The 20,666-nt window shown below is 67.8% G+C and carries 17 protein-coding genes; 10 read left to right on the forward strand and 7 right to left on the reverse strand.

The features are described from left to right. Nucleotides 1-223: 223 nt before the first annotated feature. A complete protein-coding gene (locus ACT6Q8_RS23940) occupies nt 224-5,080 on the forward strand; it encodes an NAD-glutamate dehydrogenase (protein WP_444571564.1) in 4,857 nt (1,618 codons plus the stop codon). Between the two features lie 78 nt (nt 5,081-5,158). Further along, nucleotides 5,159-5,626 (forward strand): universal stress protein, encoded by a 468-nt coding sequence (locus ACT6Q8_RS23945; RefSeq protein WP_152949247.1) that lies wholly within the window; start codon nt 5,159-5,161, stop codon nt 5,624-5,626. Between the two features lie 515 nt (nt 5,627-6,141). On the opposite strand, the gene ACT6Q8_RS23950 is transcribed toward ACT6Q8_RS23945, so the two are convergent. Together ACT6Q8_RS23950 and timA are read right to left on the reverse strand one after the other, a co-directional pair. Continuing rightward, a complete protein-coding gene (locus ACT6Q8_RS23950) occupies nt 6,142-7,104 on the reverse strand; it encodes an MltA domain-containing protein (protein WP_444739441.1) in 963 nt (320 codons plus the stop codon). Between the two features lie 161 nt (nt 7,105-7,265). Further along, nucleotides 7,266-7,907, reverse strand: a complete 642-nt coding sequence (timA, locus tag ACT6Q8_RS23955; protein ID WP_152949249.1) for a TIM44-related membrane protein TimA — start codon at nt 7,905-7,907, stop codon at nt 7,266-7,268. Between the two features lie 188 nt (nt 7,908-8,095). Between timA and secB the strand changes: the two genes are divergently transcribed. After that, complete coding sequence (secB, locus tag ACT6Q8_RS23960) at nt 8,096-8,608, forward strand: protein-export chaperone SecB (protein WP_152949250.1); 513 nt, start codon at nt 8,096-8,098, stop codon at nt 8,606-8,608. 75 nt (nt 8,609-8,683) lie between these two features. Here secB and dnaQ read toward each other — a convergent pair whose 3' ends face one another. From dnaQ to ACT6Q8_RS23985, 5 genes are read right to left on the reverse strand one after another with little or no spacing between them, the layout of a single operon-like run. Beyond that, nucleotides 8,684-9,412 carry a DNA polymerase III subunit epsilon gene (gene dnaQ / locus ACT6Q8_RS23965; RefSeq protein WP_054764405.1) on the reverse strand — a complete coding sequence of 243 codons (729 nt, stop codon included), beginning with the start codon at nt 9,410-9,412 and terminating at the stop codon, nt 8,684-8,686. A 6-nt stretch (nt 9,413-9,418) separates the two neighbouring features. Next, complete coding sequence (gene coaE, locus ACT6Q8_RS23970; protein ID WP_444571562.1) at nt 9,419-10,069, reverse strand: dephospho-CoA kinase; 651 nt, start codon at nt 10,067-10,069, stop codon at nt 9,419-9,421. Continuing rightward, nucleotides 10,066-10,896: a shikimate dehydrogenase family protein gene (locus ACT6Q8_RS23975; RefSeq protein WP_444571560.1), complete on the reverse strand. Its 831-nt coding sequence runs from the start codon at nt 10,894-10,896 to the stop codon at nt 10,066-10,068. Before ACT6Q8_RS23975 ends, coaE begins: the two co-directional genes overlap by 4 nt. After that, nucleotides 10,893-11,489, reverse strand: coding sequence for a Maf family protein (locus tag ACT6Q8_RS23980; RefSeq protein ID WP_444571558.1), 597 nt, complete (start codon nt 11,487-11,489; stop codon nt 10,893-10,895). The genes ACT6Q8_RS23975 and ACT6Q8_RS23980 overlap by 4 nt, the downstream gene beginning before the upstream one ends. Then, the gene (locus tag ACT6Q8_RS23985; protein WP_054764409.1) at nt 11,486-12,370 is read right to left on the reverse strand and encodes a pyruvate, water dikinase regulatory protein; all 885 of its coding nucleotides are present in this window, start codon (nt 12,368-12,370) and stop codon (nt 11,486-11,488) included. Before ACT6Q8_RS23985 ends, ACT6Q8_RS23980 begins: the two co-directional genes overlap by 4 nt. Nucleotides 12,371-12,878: 508 nt before the next feature. Here ACT6Q8_RS23985 and hemE point away from each other — a divergent pair. The 7 genes from hemE (at nt 12,879) to mnmG (ending at nt 20,664) form a co-directional block, all read left to right on the forward strand. Then, nucleotides 12,879-13,901 carry a uroporphyrinogen decarboxylase gene (gene hemE / locus ACT6Q8_RS23990; RefSeq protein ID WP_444739442.1) on the forward strand — a complete coding sequence of 341 codons (1,023 nt, stop codon included), beginning with the start codon at nt 12,879-12,881 and terminating at the stop codon, nt 13,899-13,901. Beyond that, on the forward strand, nt 13,898-14,959 hold the full coding sequence (hemH, locus tag ACT6Q8_RS23995; RefSeq protein ID WP_444571554.1) for a ferrochelatase: 1,062 nt from the start codon (nt 13,898-13,900) through the stop codon (nt 14,957-14,959). The genes hemE and hemH overlap by 4 nt, the downstream gene beginning before the upstream one ends. After that, entirely contained in the window at nt 14,956-15,423 is a 468-nt protein-coding gene (locus ACT6Q8_RS24000; RefSeq protein WP_054764412.1) for a CopD family protein, read from the forward strand. The genes hemH and ACT6Q8_RS24000 overlap by 4 nt, the downstream gene beginning before the upstream one ends. A 362-nt stretch (nt 15,424-15,785) precedes the next feature. Further along, a complete protein-coding gene (gene rho / locus ACT6Q8_RS24005) occupies nt 15,786-17,042 on the forward strand; it encodes a transcription termination factor Rho (protein ID WP_321208085.1) in 1,257 nt (418 codons plus the stop codon). Between the two features lie 43 nt (nt 17,043-17,085). Then, a complete protein-coding gene (locus ACT6Q8_RS24010; protein ID WP_152949258.1) occupies nt 17,086-17,310 on the forward strand; it encodes a DUF6489 family protein in 225 nt (74 codons plus the stop codon). Between the two features lie 39 nt (nt 17,311-17,349). Further along, nucleotides 17,350-18,663: a tRNA uridine-5-carboxymethylaminomethyl(34) synthesis GTPase MnmE gene (gene mnmE / locus ACT6Q8_RS24015; RefSeq protein WP_444571553.1), complete on the forward strand. Its 1,314-nt coding sequence runs from the start codon at nt 17,350-17,352 to the stop codon at nt 18,661-18,663. Between the two features lie 120 nt (nt 18,664-18,783). Then, nucleotides 18,784-20,664 (forward strand): tRNA uridine-5-carboxymethylaminomethyl(34) synthesis enzyme MnmG, encoded by a 1,881-nt coding sequence (mnmG, locus tag ACT6Q8_RS24020; protein WP_444571551.1) that lies wholly within the window; start codon nt 18,784-18,786, stop codon nt 20,662-20,664. The last annotated feature ends 2 nt before the right edge of the window (nt 20,665-20,666 follow it).

Here is a 20,666-nt window from a genome sequence, read left to right on the forward strand (position 1 = left end):
CCTCCCCTCCCCATGCGTCGGTCCGCGCAGGCCGCCGAGTTCCCCCACTCGGCGGCCTTCTCGTTTGCGGCGCCGCACAACCCTTCCAACCTGAACGCTGTTCATGAGAATCTTCGCCCCTCAGGGGCTTCCCGAGCGATCAGTCCTGGCCTAGTCAGCGGTGTGGCGCTGCGTCGCGCCAGCCCCCAGCGGCCCCGGCCGCGTCGCCCGAGACTGGAAGTCCATGACCGCCCTCGATCCGCGCTCTGCAACGGTTCAGCCGATCACCCCGGCCCTGCTGGAAGCTTCATTCGCGCGGATTCTGGGAACCAGCCCCGGCGAGGCGGAGCGCTCCTTCCTGGCTCAGGCGCACGAGGACTACGCCGCCGACGAAACGCCGGAGCTGGACGGCGAGGATCTGGCCGCCCTGCTCGCCGCCTCCTGGCGCGCCGCCGGCGACTATCCGGCCGGCTCCCCGCCGCTGATCACCGTGGGGCCGTTGTCGGGCGCCGACGGCCAGGCCCTGGACTATGACCTGGTCCGCATCGTCCAGAACGACGCCCCCTTCCTGGTGGACAGCGTCATGGGCGTCCTGGCCGAGGCCGGGGTCTCTGTGCGCGCCCTCTTCCACCCCGTCGTCGCGCTGGACGGACGCCGACTGTCGGTCATCATCCTGGTCATCGATCCCGTGCCCCAGGAACGCCGCGACGCCCTGGGCGAGGGCCTGGCCCAGAGCCTGAGCGACGTCCACGCCGCGGTCGAGGACCACGAGGCGATGGCCGCCCTGATGCGCCAGGCCGTGCAGAGGTTGGAAACCACTCCGCCCGCGGTCGATCCGGCCATACTGGAAGAAAACATCGCCTTCCTGAAATGGCTGAAGAGCGACCATTTCGTCTTCCTGGGCGCACGCGACTACGACTATCCGCGCGGGGCCGACGGCGACTATGAGGCCGAGGCCCCCCTGAGCCAGTCGGGCGCCGGCCTGGGCATTCTGGCCGATCCGGAACGCACTGTTCTGCGCCGCGCCTCCGAACCGGCCGTCCTGACGCGCCAGATGCGCCGCCAGCTGGACTTCAGCGACCCCGTCACCGTGGCCAAGGCCAACGCCCGTTCGCGGGTCCACCGCCGGGCCTATATGGATTATGTCGGGGTCAAGCGGTACGGGCCGGACGGCAAGGCGACCGGCGAAACCCGGTTCGTGGGCCTGTTCACCTCCGAGGCCTATGACCGTCTGGCGACCGAGACCCCGCTGATCCGCCGCAAGGTGGCCAACGTCCTGTCGCGCGCCGACAAGGCGCCGGGCAGCCACAATGAAAAGCGGCTGAAGAACATCCTCGACAACTATCCGCGCGATGAGCTGTTCCAGATCAGCGAGGACGAGCTGCTGTCCATCGCCCTGGGCATTCTGCACCTCTACGACCGGCCGCGCATCCGCCTGTTCACGCGCCAGGATCCGTTCGACCGCTTCGTCTCGGTCCTGTGTTTCATTCCGCGCGAGAAGTTCGACGCCTCGGTGCGCGAACGGATCGGCCAGATCGTCGCCCGCGCCTGGGGCGGACGCGTCTCCGCCTGGTATCCCCAGCTTTCGGACGCGCCCCTGGTTCGGGTGCATTTCATCATCGGCGTGACGCCCGGCGAACATCCGGTTCCCGATGCAGCCCAGCTGGAACAGGATGTGGCCGAGGCCGGTCGCAGCTGGATCGAACGGTTCGAAGCCGCCCTGCGGCGGGCCGAGGTGGCTGATGTCGAGGTCGGCCCGCTCAGCGCACGCTGGGCTCGCGCCTTCGGGGCCGCCTATCGCGACCGCTATGACGCCGATGAGGCGGCGGTCGATCTGCGTGAGATGGATCGGCTGAACGCCACCGGCCAGGTCGGCGCCGGCGAGCCCGTGGCGGTCCGGGCCTTCCGCAATCTCGACGACAGTCCGCTTCAGTTCCGTTTCAAGCTTTATCGTCGCGGCCCCTCCGTCCCCTTGTCCGACGTCCTGCCGATCATGACGGACATGGGCCTGAAGACGCTGGAGGAATACGGCTATTCCATCCGCCCGATGGGCGAGGAGGAGATCCACGTCCATGAATTCCTGATGGAGGATCCGCGCGGCGAGGATCTGGTCTTCGCCGACGTCAAGGGGCCGTTCGAACGCGCCTTCGCCGCCGTCTGGAGCGGCCTGACCGAGAGCGACGGCTTCAACCGACTGGTGATCGAACTGGGGATGGAGTGGCGCGAGGCCGCCCTGATCCGCACCCTGGCCCGTTATCGTCAGCAGACCGGTCTGGACCCGTCCCAGGCCGTGCAGGAAGAGGCCCTGCGCGAATATCCCGAGGTGTCGCGCGCCCTTTTGGCCCTGTTCAAGGCCAAGTTCGAGCCGAACGGCGCCGCCGTGGAGACCCGCCAGGAGACCGTCGACGCCCTGACGGCCCAGATCACCGCCCTTCTCCAGGCGGTGAAGAGCCTGGACCACGACCGCGCCCTGCGTCGCATCGCCGCCCTGATCGGCGCGATCAAGCGCACCAACTACTTCCAGCAGGACGCTGACGGCCTGCCCAAGCGGCACATCTCGATCAAGATCGCCTCCAGCGAGCTGGAAGACCTGCCCCTGCCCAAGCCCTATCGCGAAATCTTCGTCTGGGCGCCGCACGTCGAGGGCGTGCACCTGCGCTTCGGCCCGGTCGCGCGCGGGGGCCTGCGCTGGTCGGACCGTCGCGACGACTTCCGCACCGAGGTCCTGGGCCTGGTCAAGGCGCAGCAGGTCAAGAACGCCGTCATCGTGCCGGTCGGCTCCAAGGGCGGCTTCTATCCGAAGCAACTGCCCCGCACGACCGACCGAGAGGCTGTTCAGGGCGAGGCCATCCGCGCCTATCGCACCTTCCTGTCGGGCCTTCTGGACATCACCGACAACATCGCCGCCGACGGCGCGGTGACCCGTCCGGCCCATGTGGTCGCCTGGGAGCAGGACGATCCCTATCTGGTCGTCGCGGCCGACAAGGGCACGGCGACCTTCTCGGACATCGCCAACGGCGTCTCGGCGTCCTACGGCTTCTGGCTGGGCGACGCCTTCGCCAGCGGCGGTTCGATCGGCTATGACCACAAGGCCATGGGCATCACCGCCCGCGGCGCCTGGGAGGCGGTGAAGCGCCACTTCCGCGAACTGGGCAAGGACATCCAGACCGAGCCTTTCACAATGGTCGGCGTCGGCGACATGTCCGGCGACGTCTTCGGCAACGGGGCCCTGCTGTCGAAGGCGACCAAGCTGGTCGCCGCCTTCGACCATCGCGACATCTTCATCGACCCGGATCCCAACCCCGAAGTCAGCTGGGCGGAGCGCAAACGCCTGTTCGACCTGCCGCGCTCGTCCTGGCAGGACTATGACAAGGGCCTGATTTCGGCCGGCGGCGGCGTCTTCTCCCGCTCGGCCAAGTCGATCCAGCTGACGCCGCAGATCAAGGCGGCCCTGGACATCGACGAGGACCAGCTGGACCCGGTCAGCCTGATCCGCGCCATACTGAAGGCGCCGGCCGAGCTGCTGTATCTGGGCGGGATCGGCACCTATGTGAAGTCCGCCGCCGAGACCGACGCCCAGGTCGGGGACAAGGGCACCGACGCCCTGCGGATCAACGCCGACGAACTCAGGGTCAAGGTGGTGGGCGAGGGGGCCAATCTGGGCTTCACCCAGGCCGGGCGGATCGTCTTCGGTCAGAACGGCGGGCGCATCAACACCGACGCCATCGACAATTCGGCGGGCGTGGACACCTCGGACCACGAGGTCAACATCAAGATCCTGGTCGGCTCGGCCGTCACCAACGGCGTCCTTCCGGCCGAGGAGCGGACCCCGCTGCTGGCGTCGATGACCGAAGAGGTCGGGCGCAAGGTCCTGGCCCACAACTACGACCAGACCCTGGCCCTGACCCTGCAACAGGCGGAAGGTCCCGGCGCCCTGGACGCCCAGCAGCGCTTCATGCAGAGCCTGTCGGCGCGCGGCAAACTGGACCGCAAGGTCGAGGGCCTGCCCTCCGACGCCCGCATCAAGGAGATGATGGCCTCGGGGATTCCTCTGGCGCGGCCCGAGCTGGCGGTCCTGACCGCCTACGCCAAGCTGGAACTGTCCGAAGAGATCGTGGCGTCCCAGGCGCCCGAGGATCCCTTCTTCGAGCAGATTCTGGTGCGCTACTTCCCCGACGCCCTGGCCCGGTTCGAACCGCAGATGAAGAGCCACCGTCTGCGGCGCGAGATCATCGCCACGGTCCTGTCGAACGAAGTGGTCAATATGTGCGGCCCGACCTTCCCGGACCGCCTGCGCGGCTCGGCGGAATGCGACACCACCGCCCTGATCATCGCCTTCGAGGCGGCGCGGCGCATCTTCCGGCTGGATGAGGCCTGGGACGCCGTCTCGAACCTGGATCTCAAGATTTCCGCCGAGGCGCAGACGGCCCTCTATCGTGAGATCGCCGTGGTCCTGCGCCGCCAGACCTTCTGGCTGGCGCGCCGCGCCAAGAACGGCGCTTCGGTCCAGGCGCTGATCGACCGCTATCGCCCCGTCGCCGACGCGCTCCAGGCCGAGGGCGCGCCGGTCCTGTCCCGTTTCGAACAGGGACGATTGGACGAACGGGTCAAGACCTTCGCCGACCACGGGGCGCCGGAGGATCTGACCCGGCGGATCGGGGTGATGCGGCCCTTGGTCGCCGCCGCCGACATCGGCGACATCGCTCAGGAGACGGGCTGGCCGGTCGCCGCCATGGCCCGGCTCTACCACCAGGTGGGCGCCGCCTTCGATTTCGACCGGCTGCGCGCGGCCGCCGGCTCGATCCCGTCGGTCGATCATTTCGATCGCCTGGCCGTTCGCCGCCTGATCGAGGATCTGATGACCGAACAGGCGACGCTGACGCGCGCCGTGGCGCGGGCGTCGGACGCTTCGGTGGGGATCAGCGAAGACGCCGCCGAAGGGGCCGTCGACGCCTGGATCGGCTCGAAACTGGCGGTGGTCGAGGGGGTTCGCGCCTCGGTGGACGAGATCGAACAGTCGGGCGCAGGCTGGACCTTCGCCAAGCTGACGATCGCCAACGCCACCATTCGCGACCTGGCCTCCGCGGCCGGCAAGGGCTGAACCGGCTGCGGCCGAGACTTGACGAGGGGGCCGCATCCCGGCCTCCTCCGTCAGGGAAAACCGGCTGGGGAGGCCGTCATGCCGAGAAAATTCCTGGTCGTCGTCGACGACAGTCCTGAGTTCGAAGCCGCCCTGCGCTTCGCCTGCCGGCGGGCCAAGTCCACCGGCGGGCGGGTGGTCATGCTGCGTGTCCTGGCGTCCCACAGCGACGCCCACTGGTCCGGCGCGCGCGAGGAGATCGAGCGGCAGCAGCGCGAAGAGGCCGAGGCCCTGCTGAACCGGCTGGGCGAGGAGGCGATGGAGCGGTCGGGCGCGCCGCCGGTCTTCCTGATCGAGAAGGGCGAGCCCCAGGCGGCGATCAAGAAGGTCGTGGGCGACGATCCGGACATCAAGATCCTGGTCCTGGCGGCGGGATCGGGCTCACGCGGCCCCGGCCCCCTGGTCTCCGCCATATTGAAACAGGGCGCCCATGTAGGGGGCCGCAAACTGCCCGTCACCATCGTCCCCGGCGAACTGACCGAGGCGGAGATCGAGGACCTAGCCTAGCGCCAATCTAGGAGAAGCGCCTCGGACGTTGAAGACTCTATTCCATTGAGTGTCGGTCTTCCTTCCCGCGTCAGCGGAAGGGAAACCGTCTGGCGGCGGAACGCCGATTGAGGGTGGGTTCATCACAACGGGGCACGACGAGGTCACGGCGAACACGGCGCGTTCCGATGGCGTCGTGACCGCTGTGAATGCGCCGTGCTCGCCGTGATGAACCCGGTCGCCGCATTAAGGCCCTCTGACGCGGGAAGAGCGGCTCGGCGCGATTTCCGCCTCAAGGCCGCACCAATTCAGAGACTTGCAGATCCGATCGAGGATCTGCCTGGCGCCCCTTCAGCCGCACCTATAATGGCGCGTCGGTCTTTGACATCGCCAAGAGGGCAGAGCGCGTCCGACGCCGGACAGTCCGGTCGGTGTCCGACAGTTTCTTCATGGAAATCAAAGGCCGTCGGACAGATCGGACACATCGGACACCTTTTTTCGAGCCGACGGACCGCCTAGGCCGAAGCGCGGCGTCCTCAGCCCTTGGGGATCAGCCGCCACATATGCAGGGGATGGCGCACCGTCCCGGCCTCGGCGCCGGCGGCGTCTCCACGACCCATATAGAGGTCGGCCCGCACCGGGCCGCGAATGGCCGAGCCCGTATCCAGGGCCATGGCCAGACCGCGATAGGAGGTCGTGGCGCCGCGCAGATTTCCGCCGTCCGCCTCCAGCCAAACCAGGTCCCCGTAGCGCCACTGGGACGGATCGACCGCCACCGCCCGGCGCTCGATCAGGGGCAGGCCCGCCGCCCCGGCGGGATGGCCGTCGTCGTCGGGGTCCAGCCGGAAGAAGATGTAGCGGGGGTTCAGGGCCATGACGGCCTGGGCCTCGGGCCCGCGATGGTCGGCCAGCCAGGCGCGGATCGCCTCTCCGGACGTGCCGTTTTCCGGCAGCAGGCCTTGGCGCGCCATCGGCCGGGCGATGCCGACGAAGGGACGGCCGTTGTCGCCGGCGTAGGCGGCGCGGACGCGGGTTCCGTCCTCGAAGGTCAGATAGCCGGAGCCCTGGATCTGGAGGAAGAAGAGGTCCTCGGCCCGCATCCAGGCCAGGGCCTGATCGGGGCGGGCGTCGGCTTCGATGGCCGCCCGGTCGCCGGCGGCGCGGGGATCGGCCGGCTTGGCCAGGACGGGCGCCGAAAACTCCGCGTCCGGGGCGCGGCGCGCCGAATATTCCGGAGCGAAATAGGCGGTCAAAAGGCCGGGACGCCCGTCTGAGGTCTGCGCCGGGACCGCGCTGAAACGGGCTTCGAAAAAGGCCCGCGCGTCGGACGGAGTGACGGGAGCGGCCGCCATGGCCTGAGCGCGGCTGCAGACGGCGCGGCCGGCCGCATCCCGCGCAGCGGCGCAGCCGCCGACATAGGCGCGAAAGGCCGCCAGATGATCCTCGTCGTTCCAGCCGGGCAGCACCGCCGGGCTGACGCCGTCGGCGGGGCTGGGCATGGGCAGATAGGGGCGGGGACCCGACTCAGTCTCCGAGGGCCGGGACGCCGGCGGCGTCTGAGGAAGTGGCGGGGTGATCGCCGGCCCCGTGGAGCAGGCGGCCACCGCCAGCAGGGGCCACAGACGCGCCGTCCGCCAGCCGAGCCGGCGCGAGGCCGACATCAGGCGCTGGCCGGCTCGACGCGGGCCAGGACCCAGTTGGGATCGGCGGCGCCCAGGCTGCGTTCGAAGGTCCAGTGTTCGGCGGTGCGGCGTTCCTCGACCAGGGGCTCGCCGGTGACGGAATCGGCGGTCTCGCCCGAGGCCTTGGTCACACGGCTGCGCAGTTCGGCCAGGAAACGGACCTTGGCTACGGCCTTGTCGCCCTGAACCGTGGCGCCTTCCAGATCGGCGCGGGGCGGGAAGAGGAATTCGACCGTTTCGGTCTCGCCTCGGGTCTCCCGCGCCCCTATGCCGGCCTCGAACGAGGCCATGACGGTCGGCGTCAGAAGGGGTTTCAAGGCGGCGCGATCGCCGGCGGCGTATCCGCGCACGATGGTCTCATACGCTTGACGCGCCCCTTCCAGGAACCGGTGCGGATCGAAGGCGGGATCGCGCGCCTTCAAACCCGCAATCGAGGCCAGAAGGGCGGCGTCCAGGGCCGGCGTCTTCGACGCCTCAGGGGCAGTCGGGCTGGGCGGGGCCAAGGTCTTGGCGTCCTCCTGCGGCTGTCGCCCCACCTTCTTGCCCAGCACATTGTAGAGCTGGAACAGGACGAAGGCCGCGATGACGGCGAAGATCACGATCTGGAACTGGACCGGCAAGGGGACTTCCTGAATGTCGGCGCGCGAAGGAGAAGGCGCGAGGGAGACGATTAGGGGCTGATATAGGAGGAAGCAAGGCGCGGCGCGCCCCCCGGCGCAGGTGCGACATTGCGGCCGGCCGCCCCGACGTGTTAGTCGCGGCGCCTTATTCCGGCCCTATCGGCCCTTTTTCGCAATCGAACACGCCCATGACCGACGCCGCTCCGCCCGCCGACACCCCCGCACCGGCCCAGCCTCAGCAGGGTCAACCCGCAGGCCCCGGCTTCCGCATCCTGGCCCAGTATGTGCGGGACTTTTCGTTCGAAAACCCGCGCGCCCCGGAATCCCTGCGTATCGACGGCAAGCCGGCGATCGACCTGGGCGTCGAAATGTCGGCCCAAGGCCGCCCCGACGGTCTGTTCGAACTGGACCTGAAGCTGTCGGTCAAGGCGACCCACGAGAACCAGGCCGTCTTCCACGTCGAACTGGTCTATGGCGGTCTGTTCCAGCTGGCGAACGTCCAGGAGCAGGACATTGAGCCCTTGCTGCTGATCGAATGCCCCCGTTATCTCTTCCCGTTCGCCCGCGAAATCATCGCCCGCGCCACGGCCGACGGCGGCTTCTATCCGCCCTTCATGCTGGACCCGATCGACTTCGCCGCCATCTATATCGCGCGCCAGCAGCAGATCGCCCAGCAGCCGGTCGAGACCGGCCAGGCCTGAGCCGAACCCAAATTGACGAGGGAAGGGCGGTCCTCAGAGGGGCCGCCTTTTTCGTTTCGGCCGAGGCGCGTGGAATCAGGCCGCCGCCTCTTCGTCGGCCCCGACGCCGTAGGCCGCCCAGAGCGACCGGTCCTTCAGGGTCTCGGCCAGGAAGGCTAGATGGTCCGCCTGCTCCTCCGGCGTCGAACGCGGAGCCAGGGGGCGGGGGCGGGGGCCGTAAGCAGCCGCTTGAACAGCGCCGGTCGCGCCGCGGCTCGCCGCCGGGGTCGACGACAGGTCCAGCACCCGCTCCTTGCCGCCGCGCAGCTCCAGATAGACCTCGGCCAGCAGACGGGCGTCGATCAGGGCGCCGTGCAGGGTCCGCTCGACCAGGGACACCTTGAAGCGCTTGCACAGGGCGTCCAGCGAGTTGGGCATGCCCGGGAACCGGGTCTGGGCCAGTTTCAGGGTGTCGATCCAGCGCGCCTCGCCGGTGATCGGCCGGCCGCAGCGCGCATATTCGAAGTCGATGAAGTTGCGGTCGAAGGCGGCGTTGTGGGCGATCATCGGGGCGTCGCCGATGAATTCGATCAGATCGTCGACGATCTCGTGGAATTTGGGGGCGTCCTTGACCTTCTCGTCAGTGATGCCGTGGACGCGGATCGCGTCCGGCGGGATCAGCCGCTCGGGATTGACGAACCGGTGGAAGGTGCGGCCCGTCGGCAGCAGATCCAGCAGTTCGATACAGCCGACCTCGATCAGCCGGTCGCCCGTCTTGGGGTCGAAGCCGGTGGTTTCGGTGTCCAGAACGATCTCGCGCGCCATCGCGCCTTAATGGCCCCGTTCGTCAGACGGTGAAAGAGCCCCCGCGCGGCGACGCGGAGATATCCACGCCGGATCCAGCACGGTCTGAACCACGGCGGCGACCTCGGCTCGGGCAGGCTCCAGACCGTGGCCGGTGTCGATAACGAAGTCGGCGCGGGCGCGTTTTTCCGCGTCGGGCAGCTGGCGGGCCAGAACGGCCTCGAACCGGTCGCGGGTCATGCCGGGGCGGGCCAGAACCCGTTCGGCCTGGACCTCCGGATCGGCGGTGACCACGACCACGGCGTCGACATGGGCGTCGCCGCCGGTTTCAAACAGCAGAGGAATGTCCAGGACCGCCAGCCTGACCCCCATGGCCCTGGCCGCCGCCAGATCGCCCGCCCGGCCCTGGGCCACCAGGGGATGGACGATGGCTTCCAGCCGCCGAAAGGCGGTTTCGGCCCGCCCCAGGGCCTCGGCCAGACGGGCGCGGTCCACGGCGCCGTCCACGACCACGCCGGGAAAGGCCGCGCCGACCGGCTCGACCGCAGCTCCGCCCTGCGCATAGAGGCGGTGCACGGCGTCGTCGGCGTTCCAGACCACGGCGCCGAGGTCCGCGAACATGGCGGTCGTCGTCGACTTGCCCATGCCGATGGAGCCGGTCAGGCCGAGCAGGATCATGCCGTCTGATCCAGATGGGCCGTCAGCAGGGCGCGCAGATCCAGCGGCGGGGGCGGTCGGCGGAACAGGGCCTGGAACGACGGCGCCGCCTGGCCGATCAGCATGGCCAGGCCGTCGACGGTCGGCAGACCCCGCGCCCGCGCCGCCGTCAGGAAGGGGGTGATAAGGGGCTTGTAGGTCATGTCCATCATCACCGTGCCGGGGGCGACGGCGTCGAAATCGAAATCCGGCTGGACGCTGAGGGCGTTGATGACCAGGGCGGCGCCGTCCAGGGCCTCAGACGCGGCCATGACGCGGACCGAGGCGCCGAGATCGGCCGCCAGGGCCTCGGCCCGGTCGCGCGAGCGGTTGACGATCCGAACCTCGGCGCCCGCCTCGACCAGGGCGCCGGCCCCGGCCCGCGCCGCGCCGCCCGCGCCCAGGAGGACGACCGGACGGCCCTTCAGCGCCAGATCCGGCGCCTGCTCCTTCAGCCCCAGCATCAGGCCGACGCCGTCCGAACTGTCGGCCGAGACCCGGCCGGCGTCGAAGGTCAGGATGTTGGCGGAGGCGGTCAGCCGGGCCGCCGCCGTGGCCTGGTCGGCCAGGGCGAAGGCCTGTTCCTTGAACGGGGCGGTGACGTTCAGGCCCTGGATCAGACCGGCCCGGCCGGCGGCGACCAGGGCCTCGAACCCCGCCGCATCGGCGGGGGCGAAGGGGACATAGGCGCCGTCGATGTCCCCGGCCGCCAGCCAGGCGTTGTGGATGACGGGGCTCAGGGAATGGGCCACCGGCTTGCCGGCGATGCCGGCGACCAGGGCGGCGCCGGTAATGCGATGACGGCTCATGCGGACAGGACCCCGACGCGACGCAGCTCAGTCAGGACCGGCCAGAGCGGCAGGCCCAGGACGGTGAAATAATCGCCGTCCACCGCCTCGAACAGCTGGGCGCCCAGTCCCTCCAGCCGATAGGAGCCGACACAGGCCAGCAGGGCCTCGCCCTCTGCGGCCAGATAGGCGTCCAGAAAGGCGTCGGAGAAGTCGCGCATCCGCATCTCGACCGTGTCCACGCCCGACCAGACGATCTCGCCCTTTATCGCCAGGGCGGCGCCGGAATGGAGATGGTGGGTGCGACCACGCATCGATTCCAGCCGCGCGCGGGCGGCCTCGAGCGATTGGGCCTTGGAGACCAGCCCCCCGTCGAAGGCCAGGGTCTGGTCCGAGCCGAGAACCCAGGCGGTCGGATCGTCGCGCGAGACCGCCAGGGCCTTGGCTTCAGCCAGACGCACCGCGAGGGCGGCCGGGTCCAGATCGGTCGAGGCGGCCTTGATCGCCGCCTCGTCCACATCGGCGATGCGAATTTCGAAAGGCACGCCGGCGTTTTCCAGCATGGCCCGGCGGGCGGCGCTCTTGGACGCCAGGATGAGGGTCTCGGCCGTCACCAGCTGGTTCCGATCTTATGGGTGCGGTGCTCGCTTAGCAGATTGGTGATGGCGGCCGCCGTCTCCTCCACGGAACGCCGGGTGACGTCGATCGTGGGCCAGCCTCGCCGAGCGAAAGCGCGCTTGGCCTTGATCGTCTCCTCTCGAACCGCGTCCTGGTCCGTATAGCTGGACGACTGGTTGGCGTTCAGGTTTTCGATCCGGTTGCGGCGGATCTGGACCAGCCGGTCGGGCGAGACGGTCAGGCCGATGACCAGGGGATTCTTCAACTGGGTCAAGCGCTCGCCGTCCTCCTGGCCCGGCACCAGGGGCACATTGGCCGCGCGGATGCCGCGATGGGCCAGATAGATGCAGGTCGGAGTCTTGGACGTTCGGCTGACGCCGCACAGCACGACGTCCGCGCCCTCCAACTGCTCCAGGGTGCCCTGACCGTCGTCATAGGCCATGGCGAAATCGAGCGCGGCGATCCGATTGAAATAGTCGTGATCCAGAGCATGCTGCGCCCCTACGCGGGTCGAGAGGGCCGCCGCGCCGAGATAGCGGGACATGGCCCCGACGAGGGGGTCAAGGGCGCCGATCTGGGGCATTTCCAGCCGGCGACATCCCTCCTCCAACTGCTCGCGCAGCTGGCGGTCGACCAGGGTATGCAGCACCACCCCCGGCGCGGCCTCCACCTCCTGCAGAACCCGGTCCATCTGCTTTTCCGAGCGGACCAGGGCGTAGATATGTTCGATCGGGATGACGCCGTCGAACCGCGCCGTCACCGCCTTGGCCATCGCGTTCAGGGTCTCGCCGGTCGAGTCCGACACCAGATGCACGTGAAAATAGGTGGCCAGGCGGGCAGGGCCGGGGCGGGCGGCGGCGGGTCGCGCAGGACTCATTCGGGGATCGTCTCTCTGTTGAAGGACGGGTCGCGCCCTGGGGATGGCTGGGGACCGTCCGGGCGTTTCTCTCCTTAGACCCAGACGGCGACGGCGGCGAGCGGGGATGAGGGTGGACGACGAAAACCCTCCGGCCCCGGTTCATCCCAAGGCGGAAAACCGTTTTCCGCCTCTTTGTGGAAAATCCTAATGAAGGGTTAACACCGGTTTACCTCGTTCACAGGCCGAACGCCCCGCAAAGCCTTTGCCGTTAAGGTTTCATTAGGGATTGTCCACCGGCCGTATAATCCTGTTCCGCATCCCCGAAGGCGCCTGGAGGCGCGTGGATATCCGCTTTTGTTCCGCCACAGCCGCCGCATTCATCCCCGCCGTTCCACCGCCCTACCTGCCACTACGAATCTTTTAATTCTTAACTTGATTAGGGATTGAGAGCGGGGGGCTGTGACCTTAATCGTCCGGCATGACCGATCCGACCCAGAACGCCGTTCAGACGCCCCAAGAGGCGCCGATGATGATTCGGGCTCTCCGAGGAGAGACGCTGGATCGACCGCCGGTCTGGTTTATGCGTCAGGCGGGACGGTATCTGCCCGAATATCGCCGGCTGAGGGCCGAGGCGCCGGATTTCATCAGTTTTTGCCTGAACCCGGAGATGGCCGCTGAGGCGACGCTCCAGCCGATGCGTCGGTTCGGCTTCGATGCGGCCATCGTATTCGCCGACATCCTGCTGATCCCCCAGGCCCTGGGTCAGGACGTGTGGTTCGAGGCGGGGGAGGGACCGCGTCTGGGCGCCATGCCCATTCCGGGGCGGATGATGGAGTTGGCCGCCGGGGCGGGCGAGCATCTGTCCGCCGTGGGCGAAACCCTGTCGATCGTGCGCGCGGCGCTCGAGCCGGAGCGGGCCCTGATCGGTTTCGCCGGCGCGCCCTGGACCGTGGCCACCTATATGCTGGACGGCGAAGCCCGGACCATCGGCAAGGGCGAGCGGGCGGCGGCGCGGACCTACGCCTATGCCGATCCCAGGCGGGTGGATGAGACACTGGAGGTACTGGTCGAGGCGACGGCCCGGTATCTGAAGATGCAGGCCGACTCCGGCGCCCAGGTGCTGAAGATCTTCGAGAGCTGGGCTGAGGGCCTGCCCGACGATCTGTTCGAAAGGCTGGTCCTGAATCCCCACCAGGCGCTTGTGAAGCGCACGCGGGAGTTGGGCGTCACCGTGCCCCTGATCGGTTTCCCGCGGGGCTCTGCAGCCCTGGCGGAGCGGTATGCCCAGGCGGTCGAGGTCGATGCGGTCGCCCTGGACACCGCCTGTCCGCTGGAAGTCGGCGGACGGGTGCAGCAGATCAAGCCGATCCAGGGCGCGCTGGACCCCCTGCTGCTGCGCGCCGGGGGCGAACTGTTGGACCGCCGGGTGGATCAGCTGATGGAGGCATGGGGCCAGGGGCCGTGGGTGTTCAACCTGGGTCATGGCATATTGCCCGACGTGCCCATCGACCATGTCGAACAGGTTCTGAAAAGGATCGGCGCCCAATGACCCAACCCTTGCCGGGCCGCCGCATCGCGGTGGTGCTGTTCAATCTGGGCGGACCCGACGATCAGGCTTCGGTGAAGCCCTTCCTGTTCAATCTGTTCAATGATCCGGCCATCATCGGCCTGCCGGGGATCGTGCGAACGCCCCTGGCGAAGCTGATCTCCAGCCGGCGGGAGGCGAGCGCCCAGGCCAACTACGCCTTGATGGGAGGCGGGTCGCCCCTGCTGCCTGGAACCCGGCTGCAGGCTGAGGCCCTGGAGGCGGTGCTGAACGCCCGGTTGGCCGGGGACGAGGTCCGGGTCTTTATCGCCATGCGCTACTGGCGGCCGCTGACCGATCAGACGGCGGTCGAGGTGGCGGCCTTCGCGCCCGACGAGGTGGTGCTGCTGCCCCTCTATCCGCAGTTCTCGACGACGACGACCCAGTCCTCGCTGAAGATCTGGAACGAGACCTATGCCGGGTCGGGCATCAGCCGGACGGTCTGCTGTTATCCTCGCGCCGACGGCTGGGTCGAGGCCCAGGCCCAGGCGATCGCATCCAAACTGGATGAGGCGGGCGACGGACCGGTGCGGGTGCTGTTCTCGGCCCACGGCATCCCGGAGAAGTTGGTCAGCGGCAAGGGCGACCCCTATCAGGAACAGGTCGAGACGACCGTCGCCGCCGTGGTCGCCGCCATCGAGCGCGACCGGGGCCCCATCGACCATGCCCTCTGCTACCAGAGCCGCGTCGGACCGATGAAATGGCTGGGGCCGTCCACGCCTGAGGCGATCGAACAGGCCGGCCGCGACGGGGTCGGGGTGGTCATCACCCCCATCGCCTTTGTCTCCGAACACATCGAGACCCTGGTCGAGCTGGACATCGAATACGGCGAACTGGCCCATGATAAGGGGGTCAGGCCCTATCTGCGCGCGCCGGCGGTCGGCACTGCGCCCGTGTTCATCGAGGCCCTGGCGGCGGCGACGATCGACGCCCTGGGCCGCACGGGGGTCGCTCCCTTCGGTCTGGGCTGTCAGACGGACTGGAAGGCCTGTCCCTGTCGTAACGAAAGGAGCGCAGCGTGAACCTGTACGATCTGGCCCGGGGCCTGCACATACTGGCGGTGATCGCCTGGATGGCGGGTCTGCTGTTCCTGCCGCGGCTCTATGCTTATGACGTCGAGCAGAACGCCAAGCCCGAGCCCCTGCGCGGCGAGATGCAGGCCCTGCTGAGGCTGTGGCAGACGCGGCTGCTGCGCATCATCCTGAATCCGGCCATGATCCTGGCTTGGGGCTTCGGCCTGTGGCTGATCCATATCGACGTCTCGGCGCGGGGGGCGGCGCTTCTGGCCGAGCCGTGGATGGTGGCCAAACTGATCGGCGTCCTGCTGTTGAGCGGCTGGCACGGCTTCCTGGCGGCGCAGCGCAAGAAGATCGCGGCGGGGACGTCGAAATATTCCGGCAAGTTCTGGCGGATGACGAACGAGGTCCCGTTCGTCCTGGCCATCATCATGGTGCTGTCGGTCACCACGGAGTGGACGTTCGGGTGAGCGGCTCCGCTTGACCTGACCTCTCGCCTGTGGTTCCGCTGGTGGTGAACCGTTCGGTCCGTCCAGCGGTCCCTCTCTTTTCGCGACGCCCGCCGGTTCGACCAGCGGGAGACCGTCGTGCCCCCCTTCGGCCGAAAGGCCAGACATTTCCAGAGACCTGACGCCGTGCGGTTCCGTGCGCGCGTCCGCGAGCCTGTATCATGACCGACGTCACCGACACTCCCGAGACCGAAATCGAGGCCGAAGCCCCGACCCATCACGGCGCCGCGCATGAGGCCGGCGAGGCGGCGGGCGCAGACTCGGGCGTGGACACTACGGCGGACGAGGATGAGGACGGCGAGCCCGTGGTGCCGAACGGCCGGATCACCCTGGCCGAGTTGAATGAGAAGACCCCGGCCGACCTGGTCGCCTTCGCCGAACAGCTGGAGGTCGAGAACGCCTCCAACCTGCGCAAACAGGATCTGCTCTTCGCCATCCTGAAGGCCCTGGCTGAGGAAGAGGTCGAGATCATCGCCGACGGCGTGTTGGAAATCCTTCCCGACGGGTTCGGCTTCCTACGCAGCCCGGACGCCAACTATCTGCCCGGCCCGGACGACGTCTATGTGTCGCCGTCCCAGATCCGCCGCTTCGGCCTGCGCTCGGGCGATACGGTCCACGGCGCCGTGCGGGCGCCGCGCGAGGGCGAGCGCTATTTCGCCCTGCTGAAGGTCGACACCATCAATCTCGAAGACCCTGAGATGGTGAAGACCAAGGTTCTGTTCGACAACCTGACGCCCCTCTATCCGGAGGAGCGGCTGCACATGGAAATCCAGGATCCGACCCTGAAGGACCGTTCGGGTCGGGTCATCGACATCGTCGCCCCCCTGGGCAAGGGCCAGCGCTGCCTGATCGTGGCGCCGCCAAGGGTCGGCAAGACGGTGATGCTGCAGAACATCGCCAAGTCGATCGAGCGGAACCACCCGGAGGTCTTCCTGATCGTCCTGCTGATCGACGAACGGCCGGAAGAGGTCACGGACATGCAGAGGACGGTGAAGGGCGAGGTCGTGGCCTCCACCTTCGACGAGCCGGCCACGCGCCACGTCGCCGTCGCCGAGATGGTGATCGAAAAGGCCAAGCGCCTGGTCGAGCACAAGAAGGATGTGGTGATCCTGCTGGACTCCATCACCCGCCTGGGCCGGGCTTACAACGCCACCGTCCCGTCGTCGGGCAAGGTTCTGACCGGCGGCGTCGACGCCAACGCCCTGCAACGGCCCAAGCGCTTCTTCGGCGCGGCGCGGAATGTGGAGCAGGGCGGGTCCCTGACCATCATCGCTACGGCCCTGATCGACACCGGCAGCCGGATGGACGAGGTGATCTTCGAAGAGTTCAAGGGCACCGGCAACTCGGAAATCGTGCTGGACCGCAAGGTGGCCGACAAGCGCATCTTCCCCGCCATCGACGTGTTGAAGTCCGGCACCCGCAAGGAAGACCTGATCACGCCGAAGGACCAGCTGGCCAAGACCTACGTGCTGCGCCGCATCCTGAATCCGATGGGTCCGCAGGACGCGATCGAATTCCTGCTCGACAAGCTGCGTCAGTCGAAGAACAACGCGGACTTCTTCCAGTCGATGAACACCTGATCCGTCATCTGATGGTTTCACGTGAAACAGGAGGCACGGCGGCATGAAGGTTCAAATCGAGATCGATTGCACTCCGGCGGAGGCGCGCGCCTTTCTGGGACTGCCTGACGTCGCCCCGCTGAACGAGGCCATGGTGGCCGAGATGACCAAGCGGATGGAAGCCAATGTCGCCGCCATGCAGCCGGACGAACTGCTGAAGACCTGGACCAGTTTCGGCCTTCAGGCGCAGGATCAGTTTCGGCGGTTGATGGAAGCGGCGGTGAAGTGAGCCACAGGTTTCTCCGCAGTTGGAGAAGCCCCTGAGACCATGACCCAGGACACCATCTTCGCCCTCGCCACCCCGCCCGGCCGAGGCGCCATCGCCGTCTTGCGTCTTTCGGGGCCGGCCGTCGCGCCGACGCTGAAAGCCCTGGGCGCGGGGGGACTGAAGCCGCGGCTGGCTGCGGTCCGGGATCTGAATCATGATGGCGTCGCCATTGATCAGGCCCTGGTCCTTCGGTTCGTCGGGCCCCATTCCTACACAGGCGAGGACGCAGCCGAACTTCATCTGCACGGCGGCCGGGCGGTGGTCGAAGCGGCCAGTCGCGCCCTGATCGCCTTGGGACTGCGACCCGCCGAGCCGGGTGAGTTCACCCGCCGCGCCTTTCAGAACGGCCGGATGGATCTGGCCCAGGCGGAGGCGGTGGCCGATCTGATTGATGCGGAGACGGCGGCCCAGGCGAGACAGGCTCTGGGTCAGCTGGACGGGAGGCTTAGCCAAACCTACGCCGGTTTCCGCCGCGACCTGCTGAAGGCCCTGGCCCTGGTCGAGGCCGAGATCGACTTCCCCGACGAGGAGGTGCCGGACAATCTGGCGCGGACGGCGGGGCCAGTGCTTGAGCAGCTGGCGCGCGATCTGCATCGCGCCGTCGAGGATGGGGCGCGGGGAGAGCGCGTTCGGGACGGCTATCGCATCGTGCTGATCGGTGAGACCAACGCCGGTAAGTCGTCGCTGTTCAACGCCCTGATCCAGCGCGAGGCGGCGATCGTCACGCCGATCGCCGGGACGACGCGCGATGTTCTGGACGCCGAACTGGTGATCGGCGGCTATGCCGTCACCCTGTCTGATACGGCCGGATTGAGAGACAGCGACGACCCGGTAGAGGCGGAAGGGGTTCGGCGCGCGCGGGCGCGCGCAGAGGGGGCGGATCTGAGGCTATGGGTTCGAGCGCCCGGCGATGTGGAAGGCGTGGCGGCGGACTATGTTCGGTCGGGTGATCTGATCGTGGCCAATAAGAGCGACCTCGCATCGGCCGATATCCGCTCCCAAGGCTGGGATCAGATCGCCGTAAGCAGTCATACCGGCGCGGGCCTGGGCGAGCTTCATGACTGGATCGCCGCGCGATTGGAGCGGGATCTGTCGGGGGCGGACTTCCCGGCGATCACGCGCGAACGTCATCGGCTGCGGCTGAGCGAGGCTCTGGCGGACGTACGGACGGGCCTGGCGGCGCTGGAGGTCTCTCCCGAAATGGCGGGCGACGATCTGCGCCGCGCCGCGCAAGCCCTTTCACGCATCACCGGCGAGATCGGTGTCGAAGAGGTGTTGGGCGAGGTGTTCTCGACCTTCTGCATCGGCAAGTAATACCGGTGTTTCACGTGAAACACCGTAAGTAGGACTACGTTCAGCGAACCCTGTCGTCACCGTCGCTCGCGCTCGCGCTCGCCTCTGGCGAAATCTGCTGTTTTGGCCTATGTGGCGCGCATGATCCCCACAAGCAACTATTCGTTCGACGTCGTTGTCATCGGCGGCGGCCACGCCGGCTGTGAAGCGGCCGCCGCCTCTGCGCGCGCGGGGGCCCGAACCCTGCTTCTGACCCAGAAGTTGGAGACCATCGGCGAAATGTCCTGCAACCCCGCTATCGGCGGCCTGGGCAAGGGGCATCTTGTGCGTGAGATCGACGCCATGGACGGGATCATGGGCCGTCTGGCGGACGCCTCGGGGATCCAGTTCCGGCTCCTGAACCGGTCCAAGGGCGCCGCCGTCCGGGGGCCACGCAGCCAGATCGACCGACGCCTGTATCGAGAAGCCATGCAGGCGGAGCTGGCCCAGACGGCGAACCTGACGCTGATGGCCGCCACGGCGGAGCGGCTGATCCTGGACGGCGAGCGCGTTGTGGGCGTCATTACCGGAGCGGGGGAGAGGATTGGGGCCGCCGTTGTCGTCCTGACGACCGGAACCTTCCTGAACGGCGTCATTCATCGGGGCGATGAGCGTATTCCGGCAGGCCGGCACGGCGAGGCGCCGTCGACGGGTCTGGCCGTTGATCTGCACGCCGCCGGCCTGACCATGGGCCGGTTGAAGACCGGCACGCCCGCGCGACTGGATGGGCGGACCATCGCCTGGGACCGGCTGGAGATGCAGGAGGCCGACGAAACCCCCAGCGCCTTCTCCTTTCTGACGGATCGGATCACCGTTCCTCAGATCGCCTGCGGTGTCACCCACACGACCGAACAGACCCATCGCCTCATCGCTGAGAACCTGGGTGAGAGCGCAGTCTATGGAGGGCGTCTGTCCGGGCGCGGCCCCCGCTACTGCCCCTCGATTGAGGACAAGGTCGTGCGGTTCGCCGACAAGACCAGCCATCAGATCTTCCTCGAACCGGAAGGCCTGGATGACCCGACCGTCTATCCCAACGGGATTTCAACCTCCGTATCCGAAGCCACCCAGAAGGCCTTCCTGCGGACCATCCCCGGTTTGGAGACTGTTGAGGTCTTCCGTTACGGCTATGCGATTGAATACGACTATGTCGATCCGCGCGAATTGACGGCCGCTCTTGAGGTCAAGAAACGACCTGGTCTCTATCTGGCCGGCCAGATCAATGGGACGACCGGATATGAGGAGGCGGCGGCTCAGGGCTTGATGGCCGGCCTGAACGCCGCCCGAGCGGCGGCGGGGCAGGACGCTGTGATCCTGGGTCGTGACCAGGCCTATATCGGCGTCATGGTCGACGACCTGGTGACGCGCGGCGTCACCGAGCCCTATCGCATGTTCACCAGCCGGGCCGAATATCGTCTGACGCTGCGGGCCGACAATGCGGATCAGCGGCTGACGCCGCTGGCGATGCAGTTGGGGATCGTCGGCTCCGACAGGGCCGCGCGCTTCTCGGACAAGGCCGACGCCATGGCCTTGGCGAGCCGTGTTTCACGTGAAACGCTTTTTACGCCGAAAGAGGCCAACGCCCTGGGCATTCCCGTGAACGCCGACGGCCGTCGCCGCTCCATGCGTGAACTGCTCGCCTTTCCGGGCGTCACCCTGCAACAGTTCATGCCGACCATCCCAGCCATTGCGGACTGGACCCCTGAAGTTCGTGAGCAGGTCGAAATCGACGCCGGATACGCCAACTATCTTGATCGCCAGGCGATCGACGCCCAGGCCCTTCGCTCCGAGGAGGATTTGATCCTGCCGGTCGATCTCGACTATGGCGTCGTCGGCAGCCTGTCCAATGAGGTGCGCGAGAAGCTCAGCCGCATCAGGCCCCGCACCCTCGGCCAGGCGGGGCGTATTGAGGGCATGACGCCGGGCGCCCTGACGGCCCTGCTGGCCCATGTCAAAAAGTCGCCCAAGGTCGAGGCGGTCGCCTGATG

Origin of the sequence: Niveispirillum sp. (assembly GCF_052437035.1) — a bacterium.
Taxonomy (GTDB): Bacteria; Pseudomonadota; Alphaproteobacteria; order Azospirillales; family Azospirillaceae; genus Niveispirillum.